We start from the raw sequence: 21,046 nt of genomic DNA, 5'->3' as shown, positions 1-21,046 counted from the left end.
CTCGCTCTGAAAGAGCCTGGCGTCAAGACGACGCCAGGCCCGTTTTCCTCCGCCCGCCCGCTCTGTTGAGCCGAGCAGGGCGCCCGCTCGTCACGGCGCGTCAGGCGGCCCGGATGGCGCCGCTTCGCAGTGCGCCCCGCAGGCCGGACGCGACCTCGTAGGTGTCGGTGACCAACAGCAGGCCGTCGGCGCACTGGTACCATTCCCCCTCGCTCATGCTCTTCACCGACGGGCTGAGCGTTGCCAGTTCAACTGAGCCGGGCGGTGTGCTGATGATCCGTTCGGCGACCCAGCTATCGAGCCAGGCCTGGTTTGCCGGCGAAACCGCCTCGAGCGCGATTTGCGGGTGCTTGTCGAAGTAGGTCTGGACGGCCAAATTGGTCGGCGCGATGACGATCTGGTCGAGATTGCTGTCGCCGAGGGCATCGATCACGCGAGAGTTTTCCAGCGCTGCTAGGAAGGTGTCGGTCTTGCCGTCCCGGCCGGTCGAAGAGGCGAGGGAGCGCAAGGTCTCCAGTATCGTCGGCAGCGGCGGAACGACCTCGATCTCGCTGGTGCCGGTCCTGGTAAGGGACTGGTAGACGAGATCGATCTCGGGCGTGAACGACCGCTTGCGAATGCCGCGCGTCCAATTGAATTCGAAGTCCACCTCGAAGCGCCCTTTGAAGTTGGGCGTTGCGCCTTGCGGGACCTCGATGATCGCGGCTGCATTCCAGATGTAGCCGGCATAGGAGGGACGGCCGGGATTTGCCGGTACTCCTGGCGACACCCAGCCGACATGGGGCAGCCGCGCCTGCCACTCGATCGATTGCGTTGCGGGCCGCGCCGCAAACGAAACCTCGGAGGCGGTGAAGCTGACACCCACATTGGCGCTGAGCGAGGCGCCGCCCTTCGGGCCTTCCTTGCTGTATTCGGCGCTGAGTTCGCCGCCGATCGAGAAACTGATCGTCGCCTGCTCGACGGTGCTGTTGGGCCCGAACGTTACCAGCCGCGCCTGCGCCGAGTTCGTTTCGAGGCGCAGCTTCATCTGATTGGCGTAAAAGCCGACCGACACCCAATTGGATGACGGGTTGGACGGCGAGCCCTGGATGCCGTGATAGACATCCCCGACGACGAGATAGTAGTCACGCGTCAGGTTCTGGTTGCCGCGCATCAGTTTGTAGACCGAAAGCAAGGCGTTTGCGGTCAAGGTTTGCGATGAGGTCTTGACCGTACCCCAGCCAAAATCATTGGCGCCATTCGTTTTCCATTCACCGTTCAAAGTGCCGACAAGCTTCCAGACTTCAGGATTCAACGTCTCGATAGGCATGATTGATTTCCTTCGAAGCGCCGTCGATCGACGGGAGGGTTGAGCTTTTGCGCGGAGCGGAACCGCTCCGCACAGCCAACATAGCGCGGATTTTCGAGAGCAACCTGTGGTGTTAAATTGTAAACCAATACTCCTTAAAGGAGTCCTTGATCGACACAGAACGGCTCTGTGCTGCGGCCTCGGCCGAGCAGCTTTTCGATCGTCTCGCGCAGCCGCGGCAGCCCGCCCGGCGTCCAGCCGAGCGCGCGCAAGCGGTCGCAGTCCATCGCGTTGAAATCAGCCAATGCGGCCGGTTCGGGCAGGTCGTTCGTGCAGCCGGTGATTTCGCGCACGATTTCCAGAATGATGCGGCTGTCGACGAGGATGTCGGAGACGTTGAAGACCGAAGCCGGTAGGCGGCGTGCTTCCGCTTCAAGCACGAGGCGCGCGGCGGCTGCGACATCGTCGCCATGCACTTCTGTGCCGGCCCGCGGGGCAACTGGGCGGCCCTGCAGATAGTCGTCGAACAGGGCCTGCCATTTGTGCGACGCCCCGTTGCCCGGGTCTCCATAGACGCCGGTGACGCGCAGGCTCGCTGTCTTGAAGTCGTTCGTGCTGAGCAGTTCCAGTTGCCGCTCCGCCTCAAGCTTGAGCGTGCCATAGAGGCTCGCGGGGTGGCAGGCCGACCCCTCGGTCAGCACCGCGCCCGCCGGGTGTGCTCCATAGACCGCGCGGCTCGACAGGAAGATACAGCGCTCCACGCCCTGTTCGCGTGCTGTTTCGAACAGGCGAACCGAACCATCGAGATTGGTGCGGCGGAAGCCCTCGGGATCGTCGCCTTCGCCGCCGCGATATCGGCCGGGGATGTGCTGGAACGCGGCATGGACGAAACACTGGACATTGGCGAAGGCCGCGCTGCGATCGCTCGTCGGATCGAGCGACAGAGGTACGAAATCAACAGGTCCGCCGACGAAGGTGCCGGCGGGCCGCGTGCGCCCGCCGACCACCACCTCGTACCCGGCCTGTAGCAGATGCTCGACGATGAAACGGCCGACGAAGCCTGTGCCGCCGGAGACAAGCACCCGGCTCATCGGCAGGCCGGGTGGGCGAGCGATGTGATGTCCGGAATAGCCTCTCCTGTGAGATAGCCGTGCCAGAGATCGATCAGCGGCTGCAGGGCCTCCCGGCGCGGATGATCCTTCTCCCAGGGCTTTTCATACTGGAAGTGCAGCACGCCGATCGCGCTCCAGTCCCAGAGTTCGGGCAGGTTGAACCAGACATATTGCAGCATGTTCATCGTCACCGGCAGGCCATGCCAGTCGGGGAAGAAGGCTTGCAGGAAGGTCTGGTCGGTGCGCGGCCAGAAGGCGGCCGGCGCGTCAAGCTGAGTGAGCATTCTGTCGAAGGTCGCCCATGACGGTTCGGCGACGAAGACGCCGGAATTCAGCCGGTGAAAATCCGCAAGACTTTCGTAGACATTGGGGGCGGCCGAGAATTCCGGATAGGCGAACAGCCGGTCGATATTCCTGAGCACGATCGCGTCGGCGTCGATGAAGACGCAGCGTCGGTATTCGCCAAGCTGCCAGAGCCGAAGCTTGCAGAAGTTGTCGAGCGGCGAGTGGAAGTCGGGCTTGCGGCCCTTGGTGAAGGGCGCCTGCTCATGCACGTTCCGGCGCTGATGACGCGCATTGAAGGCATCGGAGAGCGGCAGCAGGTCGGTCTCGACCAGGCGGCATTGGAATTCTGCGAGCGGCGCCAGCGCCTCGTGCGAAACGCCGCCGGTATGGAGCACGACGATATCGGCCTTCGTGCCCGTCAGCCTTATGGAGCGCGCCAGCGCGCGGGCGCCAAGCGCATAGTCGGCATTGGTGACGAGCGTCACATAGGCATTGTCGGCTTGGGGAGGCGAGGAGGGGCGGAGCCCCTCCGAAGGATCGGTCGATCTCATGAAACAGATTTCAGCCGCTTGCCCTCTGGGTCGTGGTTGATGAGCGGCGCGATGTCCTTGGTCCAGGCGGAGACGGCGGGCACGCGCGTTCGGTCGACACGATAGGCGAATTTCTTGGCGACATCGACGATTTCCGTGAGAAGCCCATCCTGCAGCCGCGTCGGGTTGAGGCCGAGGCTCAGGAATTTCTCGTTGTGCACGACGAGTTCGTTCTCGGCGGCTTCCTTGCGCGGGTTCGGCAGCCAGGCGACCTGGGCGCCCGATATCGTGGCGATCATCTCCGCGAGGTCGCGCACCCGGTGGGTCTCGGTCATCTGGTTGAAGATCTCGACGCGGCTTCCGCGCGCCGGCGGGTTCGTGAGCGCCAGCTCGATGCAACGGACCGAATCCTGAATGTGAATGAAGGCGCGGGTCTGGCCGCCGGTGCCATGCACGGTCAGCGGATAGCCGATCGCCGCCTGGATGAGGAAACGGTTCAAGACCGTGCCGTAGTCGCCGTCATAGTCGAAGCGGTTGATGAGCTGCGGGTGGCGGCGCGTCTGCTCGGTGTGGGTGCCCCAGACGATGCCCTGGTGCAGATCGGTGATCCTGAGCCCGTCGTTCTTGGCATAGAACTGGAAGAGCAACTGATCCAGGCACTTGGTCATGTGGTAGATCGAGCCGGGATTGGCGGGGTAGAGGATTTCCTGGCTGACGGTCTCGCCGCCCATCGTTTCGATGCCGACAGGCAGATAACCCTCGGGGATCGCCGCACCGATGGTGGAGTAGCCGTAGACGCCCATGGTGCCGAGATGAACCAGGTGGGCATCGAGGCTAAGTTCGACCAACGCATTCAGCAGATTATGGGTGGCGTTGACGTTGTTGTTGACCGTGTAGTTCTTGTGGCGGTCGCTCTTCATCGAATAGGGGGCGGCGCGCTGCTCGGCAAAATGCACGATGGCATCAGGGCGATGTTCGGCGAGCCAGTTCTTCAGAAGCTCGTAGTCGCGGGCAAGATCGATCAGGTTGAAATGGATGCGGCGGCCGGTTTCGGCATGCCAGATGCGGGTGCGTTCCTGGATCGAGTCCATCGGCGTCAGCGATTGCACGCCCAGTTCCGTATCGATCCATCGGCGGGAGAGATTGTCGAGGATATGAACGTCGTGACCGGCATCGGACAAATGAAGGGCCGTGGGCCAGCCGACGAAACCGTCGCCGCCGAGAATCGCAATCTTCATGCACGTTCTCCTGATCGCAAAGGAAGTCCGTCACGTGATAGGATAGGATTGTGACAAGGCTGCAATGCTTGCAAACGGCTTTTTGTTCCTGCACAGGAAACGGGAAATTCTTTCGGAGAAAAGTATGTCCCTGATTTCGCTTGCAGGCGAACTGACCGAAAACGGCCACCAGCTGATCCAGCGCGTCTATTACGAAGACACCGACTTTTCCGGCGTCGTCTACCATGCCCGCTACCTGCACTTCATGGAGCGCGCCCGCACCGATTTCCTGCGGCTGCTCGGCGTCGAACAGGCGACGCTGGCGATCGAGGGCGACAGCGAGGGCCTCGTCTTCGTCGTCCATCGCATGGAGATCGACTTCAAGGCGCCGGCGCGCATGGACGACATCCTGACGATCACGACCGTCACGGAGAAGGCGGGCGGCGCCAAGATGGTGCTGCAGCAGGAAATCCGCCGCGGCGAACAGTTGCTGATCGCTGCCAAGGTGATCATCGCCGTGATCAATGCCCAGGGCCGCCCGCGGCGGCTGCCGGAGGCGCTGGCCTACAAATTCCAGCATGCCAAGGAGAGCGCCGGCTAGGCCGGCACGCCCGGGACGCATGCGGGCTTACTCCGCCGCTTCCACGCCGAGCTGCTTCAGCATCTCGTCGGTCAAGGATTGCTTCGCCTTCGCGAAGTCCCGCCAGGGATCCGTGTCGCGTTCGATCCGTTCGAGACTGTCGGCGATGTGGAAGCTATTGGCGGCGTCAAGACCGGCAAGCTCCTCCCAACTGACGGGCGTGGCGACCGGGCAACCGGCCCGTGCGCGGGTCGAGTAGGGGGCGATCGCCGTCGAGCCGCGTTCGTTCCGCAGCCAGTCGATGAAGATCCGCCCTTTCCGTTTTTCCTTCGACATGGTGGCGATGAACTTGTCCGGTTCGCGATCGGCGAAGCCTTGCGCAAAGGTCTTGGCAAAGGCCTTGGCCTGCGCCCAGGTGGCGTGCTCTGCCAAGGGCACGATCACGTGCACGCCCTTGCCGCCGGTAACCATCGGCATCGACGCCAATCCGATGGCGGAGAGCGCATCGCGAAGCGCTGTCGCTGCGGTCTTGACCATGCCGAAATCAAGGCCTTCGTCCGGGTCGAGGTCGAAGACCAGCCGGTCCGGTGTTTCAAGCGCGTCGACCCTCGAACCCCAGATGTGGAATTCGAGCGATCCCATCTGCACCGCGGCGACCAGGCCGGCGGCATCGTGCACGTACATGTAGTTTTCGGTTTCGCCGGAACCTTCGGTGATCGCCATTTCCTTGATCTCTTCGGGAAAACCATCCCCGGCATGCTTCTGGTAGAAGCGCGGTCCCTTCAGCCCCTGCGGGGCGCGCACGAGCGACAGCAGGTGCCTGGCGGCGTAGGGCAGCATGCGATCGGCGACCACTGCGTAATAGCGGGCAAGATCCAGTTTGCTGATGCCGCCGTCAAACAGCAGCCGTTCGGGATGCGTGATTGTGACGCCGGCAACCGTCTCTTCAGGGGCGGCCGGACGAGACCTCGCGGGTGTCGCCCCAGACCCCTTCGATGTCCCGGGGGCCGGCTTGCCCTTGTTCCGATTGGTGGCGGTGTCTTCCGTTTCGGTCATTCTCATCACCCGCAGCGCGATTGGATGGTCCACGGCCCCTGGCCGGTCTGGAGATCGACATGCCCGATGTCATCAAGGTCAGGATATCGCGAGAATGGCAACTTGTCGCAACGTCCGGTCGAGGATCGGGTCGTGGTCAAGAAACGTGGCGGTAGCGGGTAAGTTCCGCCCCGAAGGTGACGCTGTAAAGACACACAACGGTAACGGTCTCTTAACCATAATGGTGTCTTAATCATCGCATCAGGATTTGTGCACTGCACGTCATCCTTTGACCAAAATTGACGGAGAGAAGGCAACCTAAAGCTAATTAAGGTCGCGATGGTGCGATCTGCGGCGGTGCCGGGCACTCTTGCAAACAGGACGTTTGGGCTACCCGGTCACGAGCATGAACCGCTCTTGCCGGGTGTTTGGATTCGGGGACTGAAGACGATGGAACAGGTTGGATTGGCCGCGGCAACACACGATGTGAGCCTTTGGTCGCTATTCATGCAAGCGGGCTTCGTCGTGAAGCTGGTCATGCTGGGGCTGGTCGCAGCCTCCGTCTGGACCTGGGCGATCGTCGTCGACAAGACGCTCAACTACGGTCGCGTCCGTCGCCAGCTCGACAGCTTCGAGCAGGTGTTCTGGTCCGGCCAGTCGCTGGAAGAACTCTACCGCACGCTTGCCGACCGCCAGACGGCCGGCATGGGCGCGATCTTCGTGTCCGCCATGCGCGAATGGAAGAAGAGCTTCGAGCGCGGTGCCCGTTCGCCGATCGGCCTGCAGATGCGTATCGACCGCGCCATGGACGTGACGCTCGCCCGGGAATCGGAATCGCTGGAGGCCCGCCTCGGCTCGCTCGCGACCATCGGTTCGGCAGCGCCGTTCATCGGTCTCTTCGGTACGGTCGTCGGTATCATGACCTCGTTCCAGGCGATCGCCGGTTCGAAGTCGACCAACCTTGCGGTCGTGGCGCCCGGTATTGCCGAAGCGCTGCTCGCCACCGCGATCGGCCTTCTCGCCGCTATCCCCGCGGTTATCGCCTACAACAAGTTCTCGGCCGACGCCGGCAAGCTGTCGGCACGCATGGAAGCTTTCGCCGACGAGTTCTCCGCCATCCTGTCGCGGCAGATCGACGAGAAGCTCCAGAACCCGCGCCAGGCCGCGCAGTAATCGCCAGAGAGTACGGAGACCACGCTGATGGGTATGTCGGTTGGCGGAGCCAAAGGTTCGGGTGGCGGACGTCGTCGCCGCGGCGGCAAGAAAGCCATGATGAGCGAGATCAACGTGACGCCGTTCGTCGACGTCATGCTCGTGCTCCTGATCATCTTCATGGTGGCCGCACCGATGATGACGGTCGGCGTGCCGATCGATCTTCCGGAAACGCAGGCAAAGGCGCTGAATTCCGATACGCAGCCGATCACCGTCTCGGTCAACCCGGCCGGCGAGATCTACCTGCAGGAAACCGCGATCGCCATCGATGAAGTCGTGCCGAAGCTCGAGGCTATTGCCACCACCGGCTACAACGAGCGCATCTATGTGCGCGGCGACACCAATGCCGACTACGGCACGGTCATGAAGGTCATGGCCCGCATCTCTGCCGCCGGGTTCAAGAACCTCGGCCTCGTCACGCTGCAAGAACAGGAAAAGTGATCGTCCACGATGAAGGGCAGTCTCGCTACATCTGCTGTCCTCCACGCCATGGTCTTGACCTGGGCGCTGGTGTCGCTTGGCAGCCCGGCTGACTTCCAGGTCGCCGACGTCGAGGCTTTGCCTGTCGACATCGTTCCCTATTCGGAGATGACGCAGGTTCAGCAGGGCGACAAGAAGGCACCGAAGAAGGAGCATTCGTCGCCGGTTCCGACCAAGCGTCCGGAGACGAACCAGCCGGCTGAAAATGTCGGCGACAATGATACCGACCTGAAGACCCCGCCGACGCCGAACGCCAAGCCGTCGAAGAGCGAAGCCACGGCGTCGCCTGAAAAGAACGACAAGCCCGAGCCGACGCCCGATCCGGTCGAGCAGGAGATCAAGAAGGTCGAGGAATCCAAGCCCGCTTCCGAGCCTGCGACCGAAGTTGCGGCCCTGCCGGAACCCAAGCAGGAAGTGAAGCCGGAGACGAAGCCCGATCCGGCCCCGGCTGAAGAAAAGCCGGCCGAAAACCCGGAAGCCGAAGCGTTGCCCGAGAAGGTGCCGACGCCGGCTGCGAAGCCGAAGGTCGAAAAGCCCGCCCAGAGCGCCAAGACGCCTGAGCGCAAGAACGAGGCAACGCCGAAGGAACAGAAGAAGGCCGCCTCCACCGAGGAAAGCAAGTTCAACGCCGACGAGATCGCCGCCCTGCTCAATCGGCAGGATCCGTCCGCCGGTGGCGCCAAGCGCTCGACGCAAGAGGCGGCCCTTGGCGGCAAGAAGACGATCGGCGTGGGCTTGAGCGCCAACGAAATCGACGGCGTGAAGGGGCAGATCCAGGGCAACTGGTCGCTGACCCCCGGCCTGACGGGCGTCGAGGAAGTCCGCGTGACGGTCCGCGTGCAGCTCGACCAGGCCGGCAATATCGTCGGCACGCCCGAGGTTACCGCAACCGGCGGTCCGGAAGGTACGCGCCGCGCCGTTGAAAGCAGCACCTTGCGCGCGATCCGCCGTTCGGCCCCGCTACAGAACCTGCCGCCTGAAAAATATGAGGGCGAAAAAGGATGGAATACCCTCGTGCTGAACTTCGACCCCTCGGAATTCGCACTCTAGAGCTGCCGGGATTGGAACCCATGCCGGATAGCAAACCACCCCTGCAAACCCTTCGTACGAAGCTGAAAGGCTTGTCTCTATGATCAAGGTCTCTCTTATCCGCGCCATGATGGTGGCCGCGGGCATGTTAGTCGCCGTCGTGGCGGCGGTGACGCCGGCGAACGCTGAAGTCGAAATCAACATCAACAAGGGCAACGTCGAACCGCTGCCGATTGCTGTTACCGACTTCCTCCAGGGCGAACTCGGCCAGAAGATCTCCGACGTGGTCGCAGCCGACCTGAAGCGTTCGGGTCTGTTCGCGCCGATCAACAAGGGCGCCTTCATCGAGAAGATCAGCAATCCGGATGCGACGCCGCGTTTCGAGGACTGGAAGGTCATCAACGCCCAGGCGCTCGTCACCGGTCGCGTGACGCAGGAAGGCGACGGCAGGCTGAAGGCCGAGTTCCGCCTGTGGGATACGTTCGGTAACAAGCAGATGACCGGCCAGCAGTTCTTCACCCAGCCGGAAAACTGGCGCCGCGTGGCCCACATCATCGCCGACGCGATCTATCAGAGCGTTACCGGTGAAAAGGGCTATTTCGACACCCGCATCGTCTATGTCGCCGAAAGCGGCCCGAAGACGGCCCGCAAGCGTCAGCTCGCCATCATGGACCAGGACGGCTTCAACGCCCGTGCGCTCACCAATTCCAACGACATCGTTCTGACGCCGCGCTTCTCGCCGAACCGCCAGGAAGTCACCTACATGTCGTTCGAAAACCAGCAGCCGCGCGTCTACCTGCTGCAGCTGGAAACCGGACAGCGCGAGGTGGTCGGCAACTTCCCGGGCATGACCTTCTCACCGCGCTTCTCGCCGGATGGCCAGCGGGTCATCATGAGCCTGCAGCAGGACGGCAACGCCAACATCTACACCATGGACCTGCGCTCGCGCACCACGACGCGCCTCACCAATACCGCGGCGATCGACACCGCGCCGTCCTATTCGCCGGATGGTAGCCAGATCGCCTTTGAAAGCGATCGCGGTGGCCGCCAGCAGATCTACGTCATGGGTGCCGACGGCTCCGGCCAGCGCCGCATCTCCTTCGGCGACGGCTCCTATTCGACGCCGGTCTGGTCTCCGCGCGGCGACCTCATCGCCTTCACCAAGCAGTCGGGCGGCAAGTTCTCGATCGGCGTGATGAAGACCGATGGTTCGGGCGAACGTATCCTGACCACCGGCTTCCACAACGAAGGCCCGACCTGGGCGCCGAACGGCCGCGTCCTGATGTTCTTCCGCCAGGGCGCCGGTTCCGGCGGACCGCAGCTCTACTCGATCGATCTGTCGGGTTACAACGAGCAGCTGATCCAGACGCAGGGCTTCGCATCCGACCCGGCCTGGTCGCCGCTGCTCGAGTAGTTCACGACGGCTTTGGGTCGCCCGATCCAAAGCCGGTGACGTGATCGCCTCTCGTCTGCTTGAGGGCGGGAGGCCCGCGGAAAGCCGCGTCCTTATTTCCTGATCCCGCTGCAGGCTGATCCGATTTGCGGCGGGAAAATGTGGCAATGATGCCGCTTTCTCGCCGCAAAGTGCTGGTCTAGCAGGGCCCGAGCCGAAATTATCGATTTGTTAACCATAACTGTTGAATAGCGATTAACCGCTTCCGGTTACAGTCTGGCAACCGTGAATTCAGACACTTCTCAAGGAGACCGGCGTATGAGCCGAATTGACACCCCGGCCGCAGGCCGCATGCAGACCATCGCTCGCAACCCGGTCATGATCGCCCTGGTCATGACGCTTGCCCTGGCTGGCTGTGCATCGAAGAAGAACCTGCCGGGCAGTGCTGGCGAACTCGGCCTCGGTGGCGCCGGTTCGGCAACGCCGGGCTCGCAGCAGGACTTCACCGTCAATGTCGGCGACCGCATCTTCTTTGACACCGACTCCACTTCGATCCGCGCCGACGCGCAGCAGACGCTCGCTCGTCAGGCCCAGTGGCTCGCCAAGTACCCGAACTACGCGATCACCATCGAAGGCCATGCCGACGAACGCGGCACGCGCGAATACAACCTGGCGCTCGGCGCCCGCCGTGCGGCTTCCACACGCGACTACCTGATCAGCCAGGGCGTGCCGTCGAACCGCATGAAGACGATCTCCTACGGCAAGGAAAAGCCGGTCGCCGTTTGCGACGACATTTCCTGCTGGTCGCAGAACCGCCGCGCCGTTACCGTTCTCGGTGGCGCAGGCATGTAATGATGCCGCGGCCGCGCGCATCGCGTGGCCCGGAATCACGACGTGATCCGAGGAGGCGCTGCGTGTTCCGGAGATCACAGATCGCTAAATTAAAAGGGCGGCCCTTGGCCGCCCTTTGCTTTTTTACCACACTTTGGCCGAACTCCGTTGCTTTTTCAGGGCAATTGGAAAACTGTGCGGCAATCACCCAGATGACTCGGCGAGATGTATTGCGGGCCCCTGGTCAAGGGTGGGACAACCGGTATTCGAACAGGACAAATGAAATGAAGAAATTTGTCGTGGCGGGCCTGATCGGTCTTGCGACCCTTGCGGGTCTCGGCCAGACGGCGAACGCCATGCCTCTTTCAGGGCTGCTGGCCCGAACGGCTGAGACCAACAGCGGCGTGCAGAACCTGCCCGTCGTGAAGGTGCAGTCGGCCGAAACCGCACGGATTGGCCAGCTCGAAGAACAGATCCGCTCGCTCAACGGGCGTATCGAGGAAATGAGCTTCCAGCTCTTGCAGATGCAGGAGCAGATCCGGAAGTTCCAGGAGGACAACGAGTTCCGCTTCCAGGATCTGGAAAGCGGCAAGGCCTCCCCCAAGAAGAGCGGCGCTCTGCAGACGCCGAAAACCAGCGATCAGGCGTCCGTCACCCCGGGGGTGACGGATAGCCAGACCATGGCGCCGGCAGCCGGCGGCAACGACATGGCGTCTTCCGGCGTTTCGCCCGGAGCAGGCCAGGGCGGCAATGGCGCGGCCCCGCCGTCGACACTCGGGCAGATCGTCTTCGACGAGAACGGCAATCCGGTCGCAGCGACGACCGATGGGCGGCCGGGCGCAAACGCCACGCTTCCCGGCGTTGATTCCGGTGCACCGGCCGATGGCGGCCTGAACAGCAATCCCGGTAGCCAGCAGACCGCGTCCCTCGACAATCCCGGCGACCTCTACCAGTCGGCCTACGGCCATGTGCTGTCGGGCGACTACAGCACCGCCGAACAGGAATTCGGGGATTACCTGGCCGCTTTTCCGAAGGGCGACAAGGCAGCCGATGCCAGCTTCTGGCTGGGCGAAGCCCAATATTCGCAGGGCAAGTACAGCGACGCCGCAAAAACCTTCCTGAATGCGCATCAGGCCCACGGCAAATCGCCGAAGGCGCCCGAAATGCTTCTGAAGCTCGGCATGTCGCTCGGCGCGCTCGACAACAAGGAAACCGCCTGCGCGACGCTGGGCGAGGTCAACAAGCGCTATCCCAAGGCCTCGCCTGCGGTGAAGGCGAAGGTGACGAGCGAGCAGAGCCGCTTTGGCTGCTGAGGCTCCCGCGCCGACAGCCGTTGTCGAAACGGCAAAACGATTTCTTGCCTCCTTTCTTCGCCCAACGCGCATCCTCGTCGCCGTGTCCGGCGGGAGCGATTCCAAGGGCTTGCTTCTCGCCCTGAACGAGGCGATCGAGGCAGCCGAACCCAAGAGATTTTCACTGGCCGCATGTACGGTCGATCACGCGCTGCGGCCGGAATCGGCCGAGGAAGCGCGCGGTGTTGCCTCGTTCTGCGCTAGCATCGACGTCCCACACCTCATCATGCGCTGGGATGGCGCGAAGCCGCCGACCGGCATTCAGGCGGCAGCGCGCGAGGCGCGCTACCGGTTGCTGGCGGATGCCGCCGAGCGATTTGAGGCCGGCTGCATCGTCACCGGCCACACCAGCGACGACCAGCGCGAAACGATCCTGATGCGAATGCAAAGGGCGCCGGGTGCATCCGGGATGGCGAGCGCCACTCTTTACGACCGCCGGGTCTGGGTGCTGCGGCCGTTCCTTAGTCTTGATCGGGCGTCGATCCGTGCCTTTCTTGCGACGCGCGACGTGACCTGGTTCGATGACCCGAGCAACGCCAATCCGACTTTCGAGCGGGTCCGCGTCCGGACTGAATTGGCGCAATCGCCGCGAGCGGAGGAGGGGGCATGGGATGCTGGAGCCAGGGCCCGGTCGTCGGCAAGGGCTGCCGGCTTCCTCACCCGCCAGGTGCGCGTGCATGCGGGCCTGGTGGTGGAGATCCCGCTTGCTCTCGCCGACCATCGCGACAACGTCGATTGGCAGCGGGCGCTGCTCGCGCTGGTGGCCGTCGTCGGCGGCCGCGCGCATATCCCCGCAGCCGACACGGTGAAGCGGGTGGCGGCGTTTCTGCAGGAGGCAACGCCCGGCAGGATGACGGCCGGACGATGCGTGTTCGACCTGCGCGCAAGCGGACTTTACCTCTATCGCGAGGCGCGCGGCCTGACGACCTTGACGCTTGCGGGCGGTAAGGCCGCAACATGGGACGGCCGTTTCCATGTGCACAACGGCGCAAGCACGCCCATCTCCGTCGCGGCAGAAGGCAGGGGCGGGCCACAACAGCAGAGACTTATTGCCGCAGGTCTGCCACCGGGCGTTGCCGGCCGTGCATCGCTTTCGGCGCCGAAGGTCCTGTCTGGGAACGGCGAAAGTGTCGCATCCGTCACAATCGAGCCGCGGATCGGGCTCTACGACACCTTTTTGCCGGGTTTCGACCGGATCATGGCCGATCGGATCGCCGGATTGTTCGGACGAGAGCCTTATCCTCCGCCGCCGGTTCACGATCTGTTGACAGAAATGGAACGGTAGCCGGCGGTTTGCCTTGGCAATACGTCACCAGAACCCTATGTTAGGGAGCAAGACAGCGGCTCGCGAAATGCGCGGGTCGTGACAGGTTCCGGGGAGTTCGATGAACCCTAATTTTCGTAATCTTGCCCTTTGGGCAATCATAGCGCTTCTGCTGATCGCACTGTTCAGCATGTTCCAACAGCCGACGGAGCGCACCGGCTCGCGCGAGATTCCGTTCTCGCAGTTCCTGAAAGACGTGGATGCGAGCCGCGTCAAGGAAGTCGTGATCACCGGCTCGAAAGTAATCGGCAGCTATTCCGAAAGCGGCGCAACCTTCCAGACCTACGCGCCTTCAGTCGATACGGCGCTCACCGAGCGCCTTGAAGCCAAGGACGTGACGGTCACGGTTCGCCCGGAAACCGACGGTTCGTCCGGGTTCCTCAGCTATATCGGCACCCTGCTTCCAATGCTTCTGATCCTCGGCGTCTGGCTGTTTTTCATGCGCCAGATGCAGGGCGGTTCGCGAGGCGCCATGGGCTTTGGCAAGTCCAAGGCTAAGCTTCTGACCGAAGCGCATGGCCGCGTCACCTTTGACGACGTCGCCGGCGTCGACGAAGCCAAGCAGGACCTGGAAGAAATCGTCGAGTTCCTGCGCGACCCGCAGAAGTTCCAGCGCCTCGGTGGTCGCATTCCGCGCGGCGTGCTGCTCGTCGGTCCTCCCGGTACCGGTAAGACGCTGCTGGCCCGCTCGGTTGCCGGCGAAGCCAATGTGCCGTTCTTCACGATCTCCGGTTCGGACTTCGTTGAAATGTTCGTCGGCGTCGGCGCCAGCCGTGTGCGCGACATGTTCGAGCAGGCCAAGAAGAATGCACCCTGCATCATCTTCATCGACGAAATCGACGCCGTCGGTCGCCATCGTGGCGCCGGTCTCGGCGGCGGCAATGACGAGCGCGAACAGACGCTCAACCAGCTGCTGGTGGAGATGGACGGCTTCGAAGCCAATGAAGGCATCATCCTGATCGCTGCGACCAACCGTCCTGACGTTCTCGACCCGGCGCTGCTGCGTCCGGGCCGCTTCGACCGCCAGGTCGTCGTGCCGAACCCAGATATCAACGGCCGCGAACGCATCCTCAAGGTGCATGTGCGCAACGTGCCGCTGGCGCCGAATGTCGATCTCAAGGTGCTCGCACGTGGTACGCCCGGCTTCTCCGGTGCCGACCTCATGAACCTCGTCAACGAGGCTGCCCTGATGGCCGCCCGTCGCAACAAGCGTCTTGTCACCATGCTCGAGTTCGAGGATGCCAAGGACAAGATCATGATGGGCGCGGAGCGTCGTTCGTCGGCGATGACCGAGGCCGAGAAGAAGCTGACCGCCTATCACGAAGCCGGTCACGCGATCCTCGCGCTCAACGTTCCCTCGGCTGATCCGCTGCACAAGGCGACGATCATCCCGCGCGGTCGCGCACTCGGCATGGTCATGCAGCTGCCGGAAGGCGACCGCTACTCGATGAGCTACAAGTGGATGGTCTCGCGTCTTGCCATCATGATGGGTGGACGCGTCGCCGAAGAACTGACCTTCGGCAAGGAGAACATCACCTCGGGCGCATCGTCGGACATCGAACAGGCCACCAAGCTTGCTCGCGCGATGGTGACGCAATGGGGCTTCTCCGATCAGCTCGGCCAGGTTTCCTACGGCGAGAACCAGCAGGAAGTCTTCCTCGGCCACTCCGTTGCCCAGCAGAAGAACGTGTCGGAAGCGACCGCCCAGAAGATCGACAACGAAATCCGTCGTCTGATCGATGAGGCCTACGAGACCGCCCGCAAGATCCTGACGGAAAAGAACCACGAGTTCGTGGCGCTTGCCGAAGGCCTGCTCGAATACGAAACGCTGACCGGCGAAGAAATCAAGGCGCTGATCCGCGGAGAAAAGCCGGCACGCGATCTCGGCGACGACACGCCGCCGCATCGTGGCTCGGCCGTTCCTTCGGCTGGTGCCAAGAAGGAAGGTTCGGCGGGCAACAAGGGCGAAGAGTCCGAAGGCGGGTTCGAGCCGCAGCCGCAATAACCGACACCTGTCGGCCATGTATTGAAGCCGCCGTTCCTTGAGTGGAGCGGCGGTTTTTCGTTGGCGATTTTGTACCTGGCATTTGGTAACGGGATGTAATGATTTCTGATGCTAGGCTCGCTGCCGTTTGCTGCGCTTTTGTGTCAAAGAAGACTCATGTGTTGCGATCGCATGGCCATAGGTGGGCATGACGATCCGAGGCGTACGGCAACCGCCGATATGAAATGAGGTCCGGTCAATGAAACCCAGTCGCGCACCCCGCAGACAGGCGAAGCTGGCAAAGCCCGCGCTGACCCGGCAGAACGATGGAGCTCTTATGAAGCGCAAGTATTTCGGCACCGACGGTATTCGCGGCCAGTCCAATATGTTTCCGATGACTCCGGACCTGGCGATGCGGGTCGGCATCGCCGTCGGTACGATCTTTCGCAATGGCGCCCATCGCCACCGGGTGGTGATCGGCAAGGACACGCGTCTTTCCGGCTACATGCTCGAAAACGCGATGGTGGCGGGCTTCACCGCCGCCGGTCTCGACGTCTTCCTGCTCGGGCCGATCCCGACGCCGGGCGTGGCCATGCTCACCCGGTCGCTTCGCGCCGATATCGGCGTGATGATCTCCGCCTCGCACAATCCCTTCCAGGACAACGGCATCAAGCTGTTCGGACCTGACGGCTACAAGCTCTCCGACGATATCGAACAGAAGATCGAAGCGTTACTCGATCAGGACCTCTCTGGACAGCTGGCAAAGTCCGAAGACATCGGCCGGGCGAAGCGCGTCGATGGCGACATCTATCGCTACCTGGAACACGCAAAGCGCACGCTGCCGCGCGACGTCACGCTTCAGGGTCTGAGGATCGCAATCGATTGCGCCAATGGCGCGGCCTACAAGGTGGCTCCGACCGCACTTTGGGAACTGGGCGCCGAGGTCGTCAGCATCGGCACCGAGCCGAACGGTCTCAACATCAACCTCGACTGCGGCTCGACGCATCCGGCTGCTCTTTCCAAGAAGGTCCATGAAGTGCGCGCCGATATCGGCATCGCACTCGACGGCGATGCCGACCGCGTGCTGATCGTCGACGAGAACGGCACGGTCATTGATGGCGACCAGCTGATGGCCGTCATTGCCGACAGCTGGGCCGAGGATGGCATGCTGCGCGGTGGCGCGGTTGCTGCCACCGTGATGTCGAACCTCGGTCTTGAACGTTACCTCAAGGGGCGCGGCATCGACCTGCGCCGCACCAAGGTCGGCGACCGCTATGTGGTCGAACAGATGCGCCAGGACGGACTGAATGTCGGCGGCGAACAGTCGGGCCACATCGTGCTCTCGGATTTCGGCACGACGGGCGATGGCCTTGTTGCGGCCTTGCAGATCCTTGCGGTGATCAAGCGCCAGGGCAAGACCGTGAGCGAGGTCTGCCACCGCTTCGAGCCGGTGCCGCAGGTGCTGAAGAACGTGCGTGTTTCCGCCGGCAAGCCGCTTGAAGACGCGACCGTGCGCCAGGCGATTGCGGATGCGGAGGCGGAGCTTGCGAAATCTGGTCGTCTGTTGATCCGCCCGTCCGGCACCGAGCCGCTGATCCGCGTTATGGCGGAAGGCGACGATCGCGGCCAGGTCGAGCGCATCGTCGACGAACTGGTCAACGTCATCGGCAGCGTGCGCAACGCGGCTTAAACGTCAGACCTTTGGTTTCCCTCCAGGGCCGGTGCGTTGCACCGGCCTCTTTTTTGTGCGGACGGTGCGTCAGCCATGTGCCGCGTCGGAGACTTTTCCCCGTGCGGACGCGTCGCTTGCCGAGCATGTGCTTTCCGCAATGTCCACCCTTAGCGCTTTGTCTTGCCAAATTATTTAGGTGTGCCTTACGGATGCTCCGTTGCTGACAGTAACGTCGCATGACAACTACAAGAATAGATCCGATGTTTAACAAACTCGGTAAACGATTGTAGTTAATCGGAACTTAACCTTTGCTCCTCATTATCCATAACCAACAACGGGATTTGGGCACCGGTTTCATGGTGAGCCAAGCAACGAAATGTATTGGAGTGGGCCATGAAGAGAATTTTGAGTGGCGTTGTTGCTATATTGCTCAGCGGCACGGCAGCTTACGCTGCAGATGTCTATCAACCGCCAATGGAGCCGGTGCCGGAACAGCCGGTCGAGGTCATCCAGACCAGCGGCTGGTACCTGCGCGGTGACGTCGGTTACGCCTGGAACGACCTGCGCGGTGCGAACTACTATCAGGGCAGGTCCCCAACCTCGCCGGGCAACCTGATTGACTTCGAAACAGCCGATATCGATGATTCCTGGGTCGGCGGTGTCGGTGTTGGTTATCAGTTCAACAACTATCTGCGCGCCGACATCACGGCCGACTACTGGGGTGGCGGCGACTTTACCGGCTCGACGGTGGGCGGCTGCGGCAATTTCCCGGGTCCTTGCCGCTCGCGTGACGTCACCTCGGTTTCCGCCTGGAGCCTGATGGCCAACGCCTATGTCGACATCGGCACCTACGGCGCCTTCACGCCTTATGTCGGTGCCGGTATCGGTGCCACCCACGTCAAGTGGGACAAGCTGCGTAACACCAGCTGCGAAATCGGCAATCCCGGCAACTGCGACCCGACGACAGGGCATGACGGCGAGAGCAAGTGGCGCTTCACCTATGCGCTGATGGCCGGTACGGCCATCGACCTCACCTGCAACCTCAAGGCCGACGTCGGCTACCGCTTCCGCCAGGTCGACGATGGCGACATGTTCGGCTACGCCAATGGCGGCGGCCCGGGCTTCGACAAGGGCTTCTACATCCACGAGGCACGCGCCGGTCTGCGCTACTCGTTCGGCAGCGTCTGCGAAGTGCCCTACGAGCCGGAGCCGATCGTCTACAAGTGAACGACCAGACCAGTTGATACAAAGGCCACCTTCGGGTGGCCTTTTTCGTTGCGGCCAATCTTTGCTGGTTTCCTAACGGGCATGGTTAACCGCGAGTTAACCAGTCGCTGCCAATAGTTAACGCTGAACGAAGCGGTGACGGCAGTGCGCCATCCCGCACCGATAGCAGTGGTGAAAGGGCATGGGCATGGATTGGCGAAACGGGTTCTGCGGGGCCGCTTTTGGTGCCGGCCTGCTCCTTTCCGGCGCGGCATTCGCTGCCGATGAGGAGCTCCTGAATGCGCCGGAGATCACCATCGAAAAAGAAGCTGCTGGCGCCAGCGCGATCTACCTGCGCGGCGATATCGGTTATGCGCCCTGGCGTAGCGAGGGCGATCCCTATTACCGAACCTTCGATGCAGGCACGTCGACATACGACAGCACCACTTTCGACAACGCCCGTTTCGACAAGCCGTTCTCCGGGTCACTTGGCGTCGGCTACCAGTTTACCGACACGTTCCGTGCCGACCTGACGGCGGAGTATTTCGAGGGCCGGTTCAACGGTTCGTCATCGTCGGCCGCCCCGTGCGCGGGGCAGGGGGCGGGAACGTCCTGCGCATTTTCAACCGGGGCTGATTATTCCGCTCTTGGCCTGATGGCGAACGCCTATGTCGATTTCGGCACGCTCGCGGGCTTCACCCCCTATGTCGGCGCCGGTCTCGGCGCGACGCGTCTCAATTGGGATACGGCAGTCGAACGGGCGACTTGCGTTGCCGGCGGCGGCGCCTGCGCTGGAGCGCGCGGCTCCACCTCCTACGAGGGGCGCGATAGCTGGCGGTTTACCTATGCCCTGATGGCCGGCGTTTCCTACGATCTCAGCGATCAGCTGAAGCTCGATGTCGGCTACCGCTACTCCCATATCGCCGACGGCGAGATGTTCGGCTTTGGTGCCGAAGCGCTGGCCGGCGCGCGGGGCGACAAGGGCTTCGACGATGGGCTTTCCCGTCACGAAATCCGCGCGGGTCTGCGCTTCTCGTTCTAACGTCTTCATGCGCATGAGGTTCGGCGCGTGGCGATGATGCCGCCCGCTCGATGCTTCCGCCTGACGCGCCGACCGCAACGCCAGTGGGCAACGATCGGTCGGGAGCGCCTCTCCATGTTTGCAGATCTTGCTCGCGACGCCATAAATTTTGTCGATTGCGACAAAGCGCTTGACTTCCGGTCCCGCCCTCAATATCGACGACGGCGGGACACCCTTCCCCAACGAAGGGCTATCTATCTGGAAGGATAGCACATGGCAAAGCCTGCACAGCCGGACCTCCGTCCGAACAATACCCATTTCTCTTCTGGCCCTTGCTCGAAGCGCCCCGGTTGGACGCTCGACGCTCTCTCCGATGCTCCGCTCGGTCGTTCGCACCGCGCCAAGATCGGCAAGACGAAGCTGAAGCAGGCCATCGATCTTACCCGTGACATTCTTGAAGTGCCGGCTGATTACCGCATCGGTATCGTGCCCGCTTCCGATACCGGCGCCGTCGAAATGGCGCTCTGGTCGCTGCTCGGTCCGCGCGGCGTCGACATGGTCGCCTGGGAAAGCTTTGGCGCCGGCTGGGTGACCGACGTGGTCAAGCAGCTGAAGCTCGCCGACGTTCGCAAGTTCGAAGCCGCCTACGGCGAACTTCCCGATCTTTCCAAAGTCGATTTCGACCGCGACGTGGTCTTCACCTGGAACGGTACGACCTCGGGTGTGCGTGTGCCTAACGGCGACTTCATCCCGGCAGACCGCAAGGGCCTGACGATCTGCGACGCGACCTCGGCCGCCTTCGCGCAGAACCTCGATTTCGCCAAGCTCGATGTCGTCACCTTCTCCTGGCAGAAGGTTCTGGGCGGCGAGGGCGCCCATGGCGTCATCATCCTGTCGCCGCGCGCCGTCGAACGCCTGCTGACTTACGTTCCGGCCTGGCCGCTGCCGAAGATCTTCCGCATGACCTCGGGCGGCAAGCTGATCGAAGGCATCTTTACCGGCGAAACCATCAACACGCCGTCGATGCTCTGCGTCGAAGATTACATCGATGCGCTCGTCTGGGCGCAGCAGGTCGGCGGGCTCAAGGGACTGATGGCGCGTGCCGACGCCAATGCGCAGGCGATCTTCGATTTCGTCGCCGCCAATGACTGGATCGCCAACCTCGCGGTCAAGGACGAGACTCGCTCCAACACCTCGGTCTGCCTGAAGATCGTCGACAAGGACGTGCTCGCGCTCGACGCCGACGGACAGGCAGCCTTTGCCAAGGGCGTGGTTGCGCTTCTCGAAAAGGAAGGCGTTGCCTTCGACATCGGCCACTACCGCGATGCACCGTCCGGTCTTCGCATCTGGGCCGGCGCCACCATCGAGGCCGCCGACATGAAGGCGCTGATGCCGTGGCTGACCTGGGCTTTCGAGACCCAGAAGGCAACGCTGGCACAGGCCGCGGCCTGATCGAACAAGGGTGAGGACAATGAACTTCGCCCGTATCTCACAC

The 21,046-nt window shown here is 62.6% G+C and carries 17 protein-coding genes and 1 pseudogene; 13 read left to right on the top strand and 5 right to left on the bottom strand.

Annotation, left to right across the window (positions count from 1 at the left end; genetic code table 11):
- Positions 1–100: 100 nt before the first annotated feature.
- From ACIQUG_RS27710 to ACIQUG_RS27695, 4 genes are all read right to left on the bottom strand, one after another.
- Positions 101–1,309 (bottom strand): hypothetical protein, encoded by a 1,209-nt coding sequence (locus ACIQUG_RS27710; RefSeq protein ID WP_402325418.1) that lies wholly within the window; start codon positions 1,307–1,309, stop codon positions 101–103.
- 134 nt (positions 1,310–1,443) lie between these two features.
- Complete coding sequence (locus ACIQUG_RS27705) at positions 1,444–2,379, bottom strand: NAD-dependent epimerase/dehydratase family protein (protein WP_402325417.1); 936 nt, start codon at positions 2,377–2,379, stop codon at positions 1,444–1,446.
- Complete coding sequence (locus tag ACIQUG_RS27700) at positions 2,376–3,236, bottom strand: glycosyltransferase (RefSeq protein ID WP_402325416.1); 861 nt, start codon at positions 3,234–3,236, stop codon at positions 2,376–2,378. The genes ACIQUG_RS27705 and ACIQUG_RS27700 overlap by 4 nt, the downstream gene beginning before the upstream one ends.
- Complete coding sequence (locus tag ACIQUG_RS27695; protein ID WP_402325414.1) at positions 3,233–4,453, bottom strand: NAD-dependent epimerase/dehydratase family protein; 1,221 nt, start codon at positions 4,451–4,453, stop codon at positions 3,233–3,235. Before ACIQUG_RS27695 ends, ACIQUG_RS27700 begins: the two co-directional genes overlap by 4 nt.
- A gap of 124 nt (positions 4,454–4,577) precedes the next feature.
- Between ACIQUG_RS27695 and ybgC the strand changes: the two genes are divergently transcribed.
- Entirely contained in the window at positions 4,578–5,033 is a 456-nt protein-coding gene (gene ybgC, locus ACIQUG_RS27690; protein WP_043624113.1) for a tol-pal system-associated acyl-CoA thioesterase, read from the top strand.
- Positions 5,034–5,060: 27 nt separating this feature from the next.
- Here ybgC and ligD read toward each other — a convergent pair.
- Positions 5,061–6,062: pseudogene (gene ligD, locus ACIQUG_RS27685) on the bottom strand (non-homologous end-joining DNA ligase); the annotation flags it as partial.
- Between the two features lie 435 nt (positions 6,063–6,497).
- On the opposite strand from ligD, the gene tolQ reads away from it, so the two are divergent.
- The 12 genes from tolQ (at position 6,498) to ACIQUG_RS27625 (ending at position 21,003) form a co-directional block, all read left to right on the top strand.
- On the top strand, positions 6,498–7,220 hold the full coding sequence (gene tolQ / locus ACIQUG_RS27680; RefSeq protein WP_034806243.1) for a protein TolQ: 723 nt from the start codon (positions 6,498–6,500) through the stop codon (positions 7,218–7,220).
- A gap of 27 nt (positions 7,221–7,247) precedes the next feature.
- Positions 7,248–7,700: a protein TolR gene (gene tolR / locus ACIQUG_RS27675; protein ID WP_034806246.1), complete on the top strand. Its 453-nt coding sequence runs from the start codon at positions 7,248–7,250 to the stop codon at positions 7,698–7,700.
- A gap of 9 nt (positions 7,701–7,709) precedes the next feature.
- Positions 7,710–8,789 carry a hypothetical protein gene (locus ACIQUG_RS27670; protein ID WP_402325412.1) on the top strand — a complete coding sequence of 360 codons (1,080 nt, stop codon included), beginning with the start codon at positions 7,710–7,712 and terminating at the stop codon, positions 8,787–8,789.
- A gap of 106 nt (positions 8,790–8,895) precedes the next feature.
- Positions 8,896–10,182: a Tol-Pal system beta propeller repeat protein TolB gene (gene tolB / locus ACIQUG_RS27665; protein ID WP_245281720.1), complete on the top strand. Its 1,287-nt coding sequence runs from the start codon at positions 8,896–8,898 to the stop codon at positions 10,180–10,182.
- A 297-nt stretch (positions 10,183–10,479) separates the two neighbouring features.
- Positions 10,480–11,013: a peptidoglycan-associated lipoprotein Pal gene (gene pal, locus ACIQUG_RS27660; protein WP_034806256.1), complete on the top strand. Its 534-nt coding sequence runs from the start codon at positions 10,480–10,482 to the stop codon at positions 11,011–11,013.
- A 263-nt stretch (positions 11,014–11,276) separates the two neighbouring features.
- Positions 11,277–12,305 (top strand): tol-pal system protein YbgF, encoded by a 1,029-nt coding sequence (gene ybgF, locus ACIQUG_RS27655; protein WP_205237853.1) that lies wholly within the window; start codon positions 11,277–11,279, stop codon positions 12,303–12,305.
- On the top strand, positions 12,295–13,629 hold the full coding sequence (gene tilS, locus ACIQUG_RS27650) for a tRNA lysidine(34) synthetase TilS (RefSeq protein ID WP_402325411.1): 1,335 nt from the start codon (positions 12,295–12,297) through the stop codon (positions 13,627–13,629). The genes ybgF and tilS overlap by 11 nt, the downstream gene beginning before the upstream one ends.
- A 100-nt stretch (positions 13,630–13,729) precedes the next feature.
- Complete coding sequence (gene ftsH / locus ACIQUG_RS27645; RefSeq protein ID WP_077959806.1) at positions 13,730–15,673, top strand: ATP-dependent zinc metalloprotease FtsH; 1,944 nt, start codon at positions 13,730–13,732, stop codon at positions 15,671–15,673.
- A gap of 316 nt (positions 15,674–15,989) precedes the next feature.
- Positions 15,990–17,342: a phosphoglucosamine mutase gene (gene glmM, locus ACIQUG_RS27640; protein ID WP_043623214.1), complete on the top strand. Its 1,353-nt coding sequence runs from the start codon at positions 15,990–15,992 to the stop codon at positions 17,340–17,342.
- Between the two features lie 375 nt (positions 17,343–17,717).
- Positions 17,718–18,551, top strand: a complete 834-nt coding sequence (locus tag ACIQUG_RS27635; protein WP_402325409.1) for an outer membrane beta-barrel protein — start codon at positions 17,718–17,720, stop codon at positions 18,549–18,551.
- 187 nt (positions 18,552–18,738) lie between these two features.
- A complete protein-coding gene (locus tag ACIQUG_RS27630) occupies positions 18,739–19,572 on the top strand; it encodes an outer membrane protein (RefSeq protein ID WP_402325408.1) in 834 nt (277 codons plus the stop codon).
- Positions 19,573–19,824: 252 nt separating this feature from the next.
- On the top strand, positions 19,825–21,003 hold the full coding sequence (locus tag ACIQUG_RS27625) for a phosphoserine transaminase (protein WP_402325407.1): 1,179 nt from the start codon (positions 19,825–19,827) through the stop codon (positions 21,001–21,003).
- Positions 21,004–21,046: the final 43 nt, after the last annotated feature.

The organism is Ensifer sp. NPDC090286, from assembly GCF_044769565.1.
In the GTDB taxonomy this organism is placed as follows: Bacteria; Pseudomonadota; Alphaproteobacteria; order Rhizobiales; family Rhizobiaceae; genus Ensifer.
This window is presented reverse-complemented; position numbering and strand designations above follow the sequence as displayed.

What these genes read in the sequence shown, in the direction of transcription:
- pal (WP_034806256.1), top strand. Translation starts at nt 10,480, where the DNA reads ATGAGCCGAATTGACACCCCGGCCGCAGGCCGCATGCAGACCATCGCT.
- ACIQUG_RS27630 (WP_402325408.1), top strand. Translation starts at nt 18,739, where the DNA reads ATGGATTGGCGAAACGGGTTCTGCGGGGCCGCTTTTGGTGCCGGCCTG.
- ybgF (WP_205237853.1), top strand. Translation starts at nt 11,277, where the DNA reads ATGAAGAAATTTGTCGTGGCGGGCCTGATCGGTCTTGCGACCCTTGCG.
- ybgC (WP_043624113.1), top strand. Translation starts at nt 4,578, where the DNA reads ATGTCCCTGATTTCGCTTGCAGGCGAACTGACCGAAAACGGCCACCAG.
- ACIQUG_RS27635 (WP_402325409.1), top strand. Translation starts at nt 17,718, where the DNA reads ATGAAGAGAATTTTGAGTGGCGTTGTTGCTATATTGCTCAGCGGCACG.
- ACIQUG_RS27695 (WP_402325414.1), bottom strand. Translation starts at nt 4,453, where the DNA reads ATGAAGATTGCGATTCTCGGCGGCGACGGTTTCGTCGGCTGGCCCACG.
- ftsH (WP_077959806.1), top strand. Translation starts at nt 13,730, where the DNA reads ATGAACCCTAATTTTCGTAATCTTGCCCTTTGGGCAATCATAGCGCTT.
- tolR (WP_034806246.1), top strand. Translation starts at nt 7,248, where the DNA reads ATGGGTATGTCGGTTGGCGGAGCCAAAGGTTCGGGTGGCGGACGTCGT.
- ACIQUG_RS27705 (WP_402325417.1), bottom strand. Translation starts at nt 2,379, where the DNA reads ATGAGCCGGGTGCTTGTCTCCGGCGGCACAGGCTTCGTCGGCCGTTTC.
- ACIQUG_RS27625 (WP_402325407.1), top strand. Translation starts at nt 19,825, where the DNA reads ATGGCAAAGCCTGCACAGCCGGACCTCCGTCCGAACAATACCCATTTC.
- glmM (WP_043623214.1), top strand. Translation starts at nt 15,990, where the DNA reads ATGAAGCGCAAGTATTTCGGCACCGACGGTATTCGCGGCCAGTCCAAT.
- ACIQUG_RS27670 (WP_402325412.1), top strand. Translation starts at nt 7,710, where the DNA reads ATGAAGGGCAGTCTCGCTACATCTGCTGTCCTCCACGCCATGGTCTTG.
- ACIQUG_RS27710 (WP_402325418.1), bottom strand. Translation starts at nt 1,309, where the DNA reads ATGCCTATCGAGACGTTGAATCCTGAAGTCTGGAAGCTTGTCGGCACT.
- tolB (WP_245281720.1), top strand. Translation starts at nt 8,896, where the DNA reads ATGATGGTGGCCGCGGGCATGTTAGTCGCCGTCGTGGCGGCGGTGACG.
- ACIQUG_RS27700 (WP_402325416.1), bottom strand. Translation starts at nt 3,236, where the DNA reads ATGAGATCGACCGATCCTTCGGAGGGGCTCCGCCCCTCCTCGCCTCCC.
- tolQ (WP_034806243.1), top strand. Translation starts at nt 6,498, where the DNA reads ATGGAACAGGTTGGATTGGCCGCGGCAACACACGATGTGAGCCTTTGG.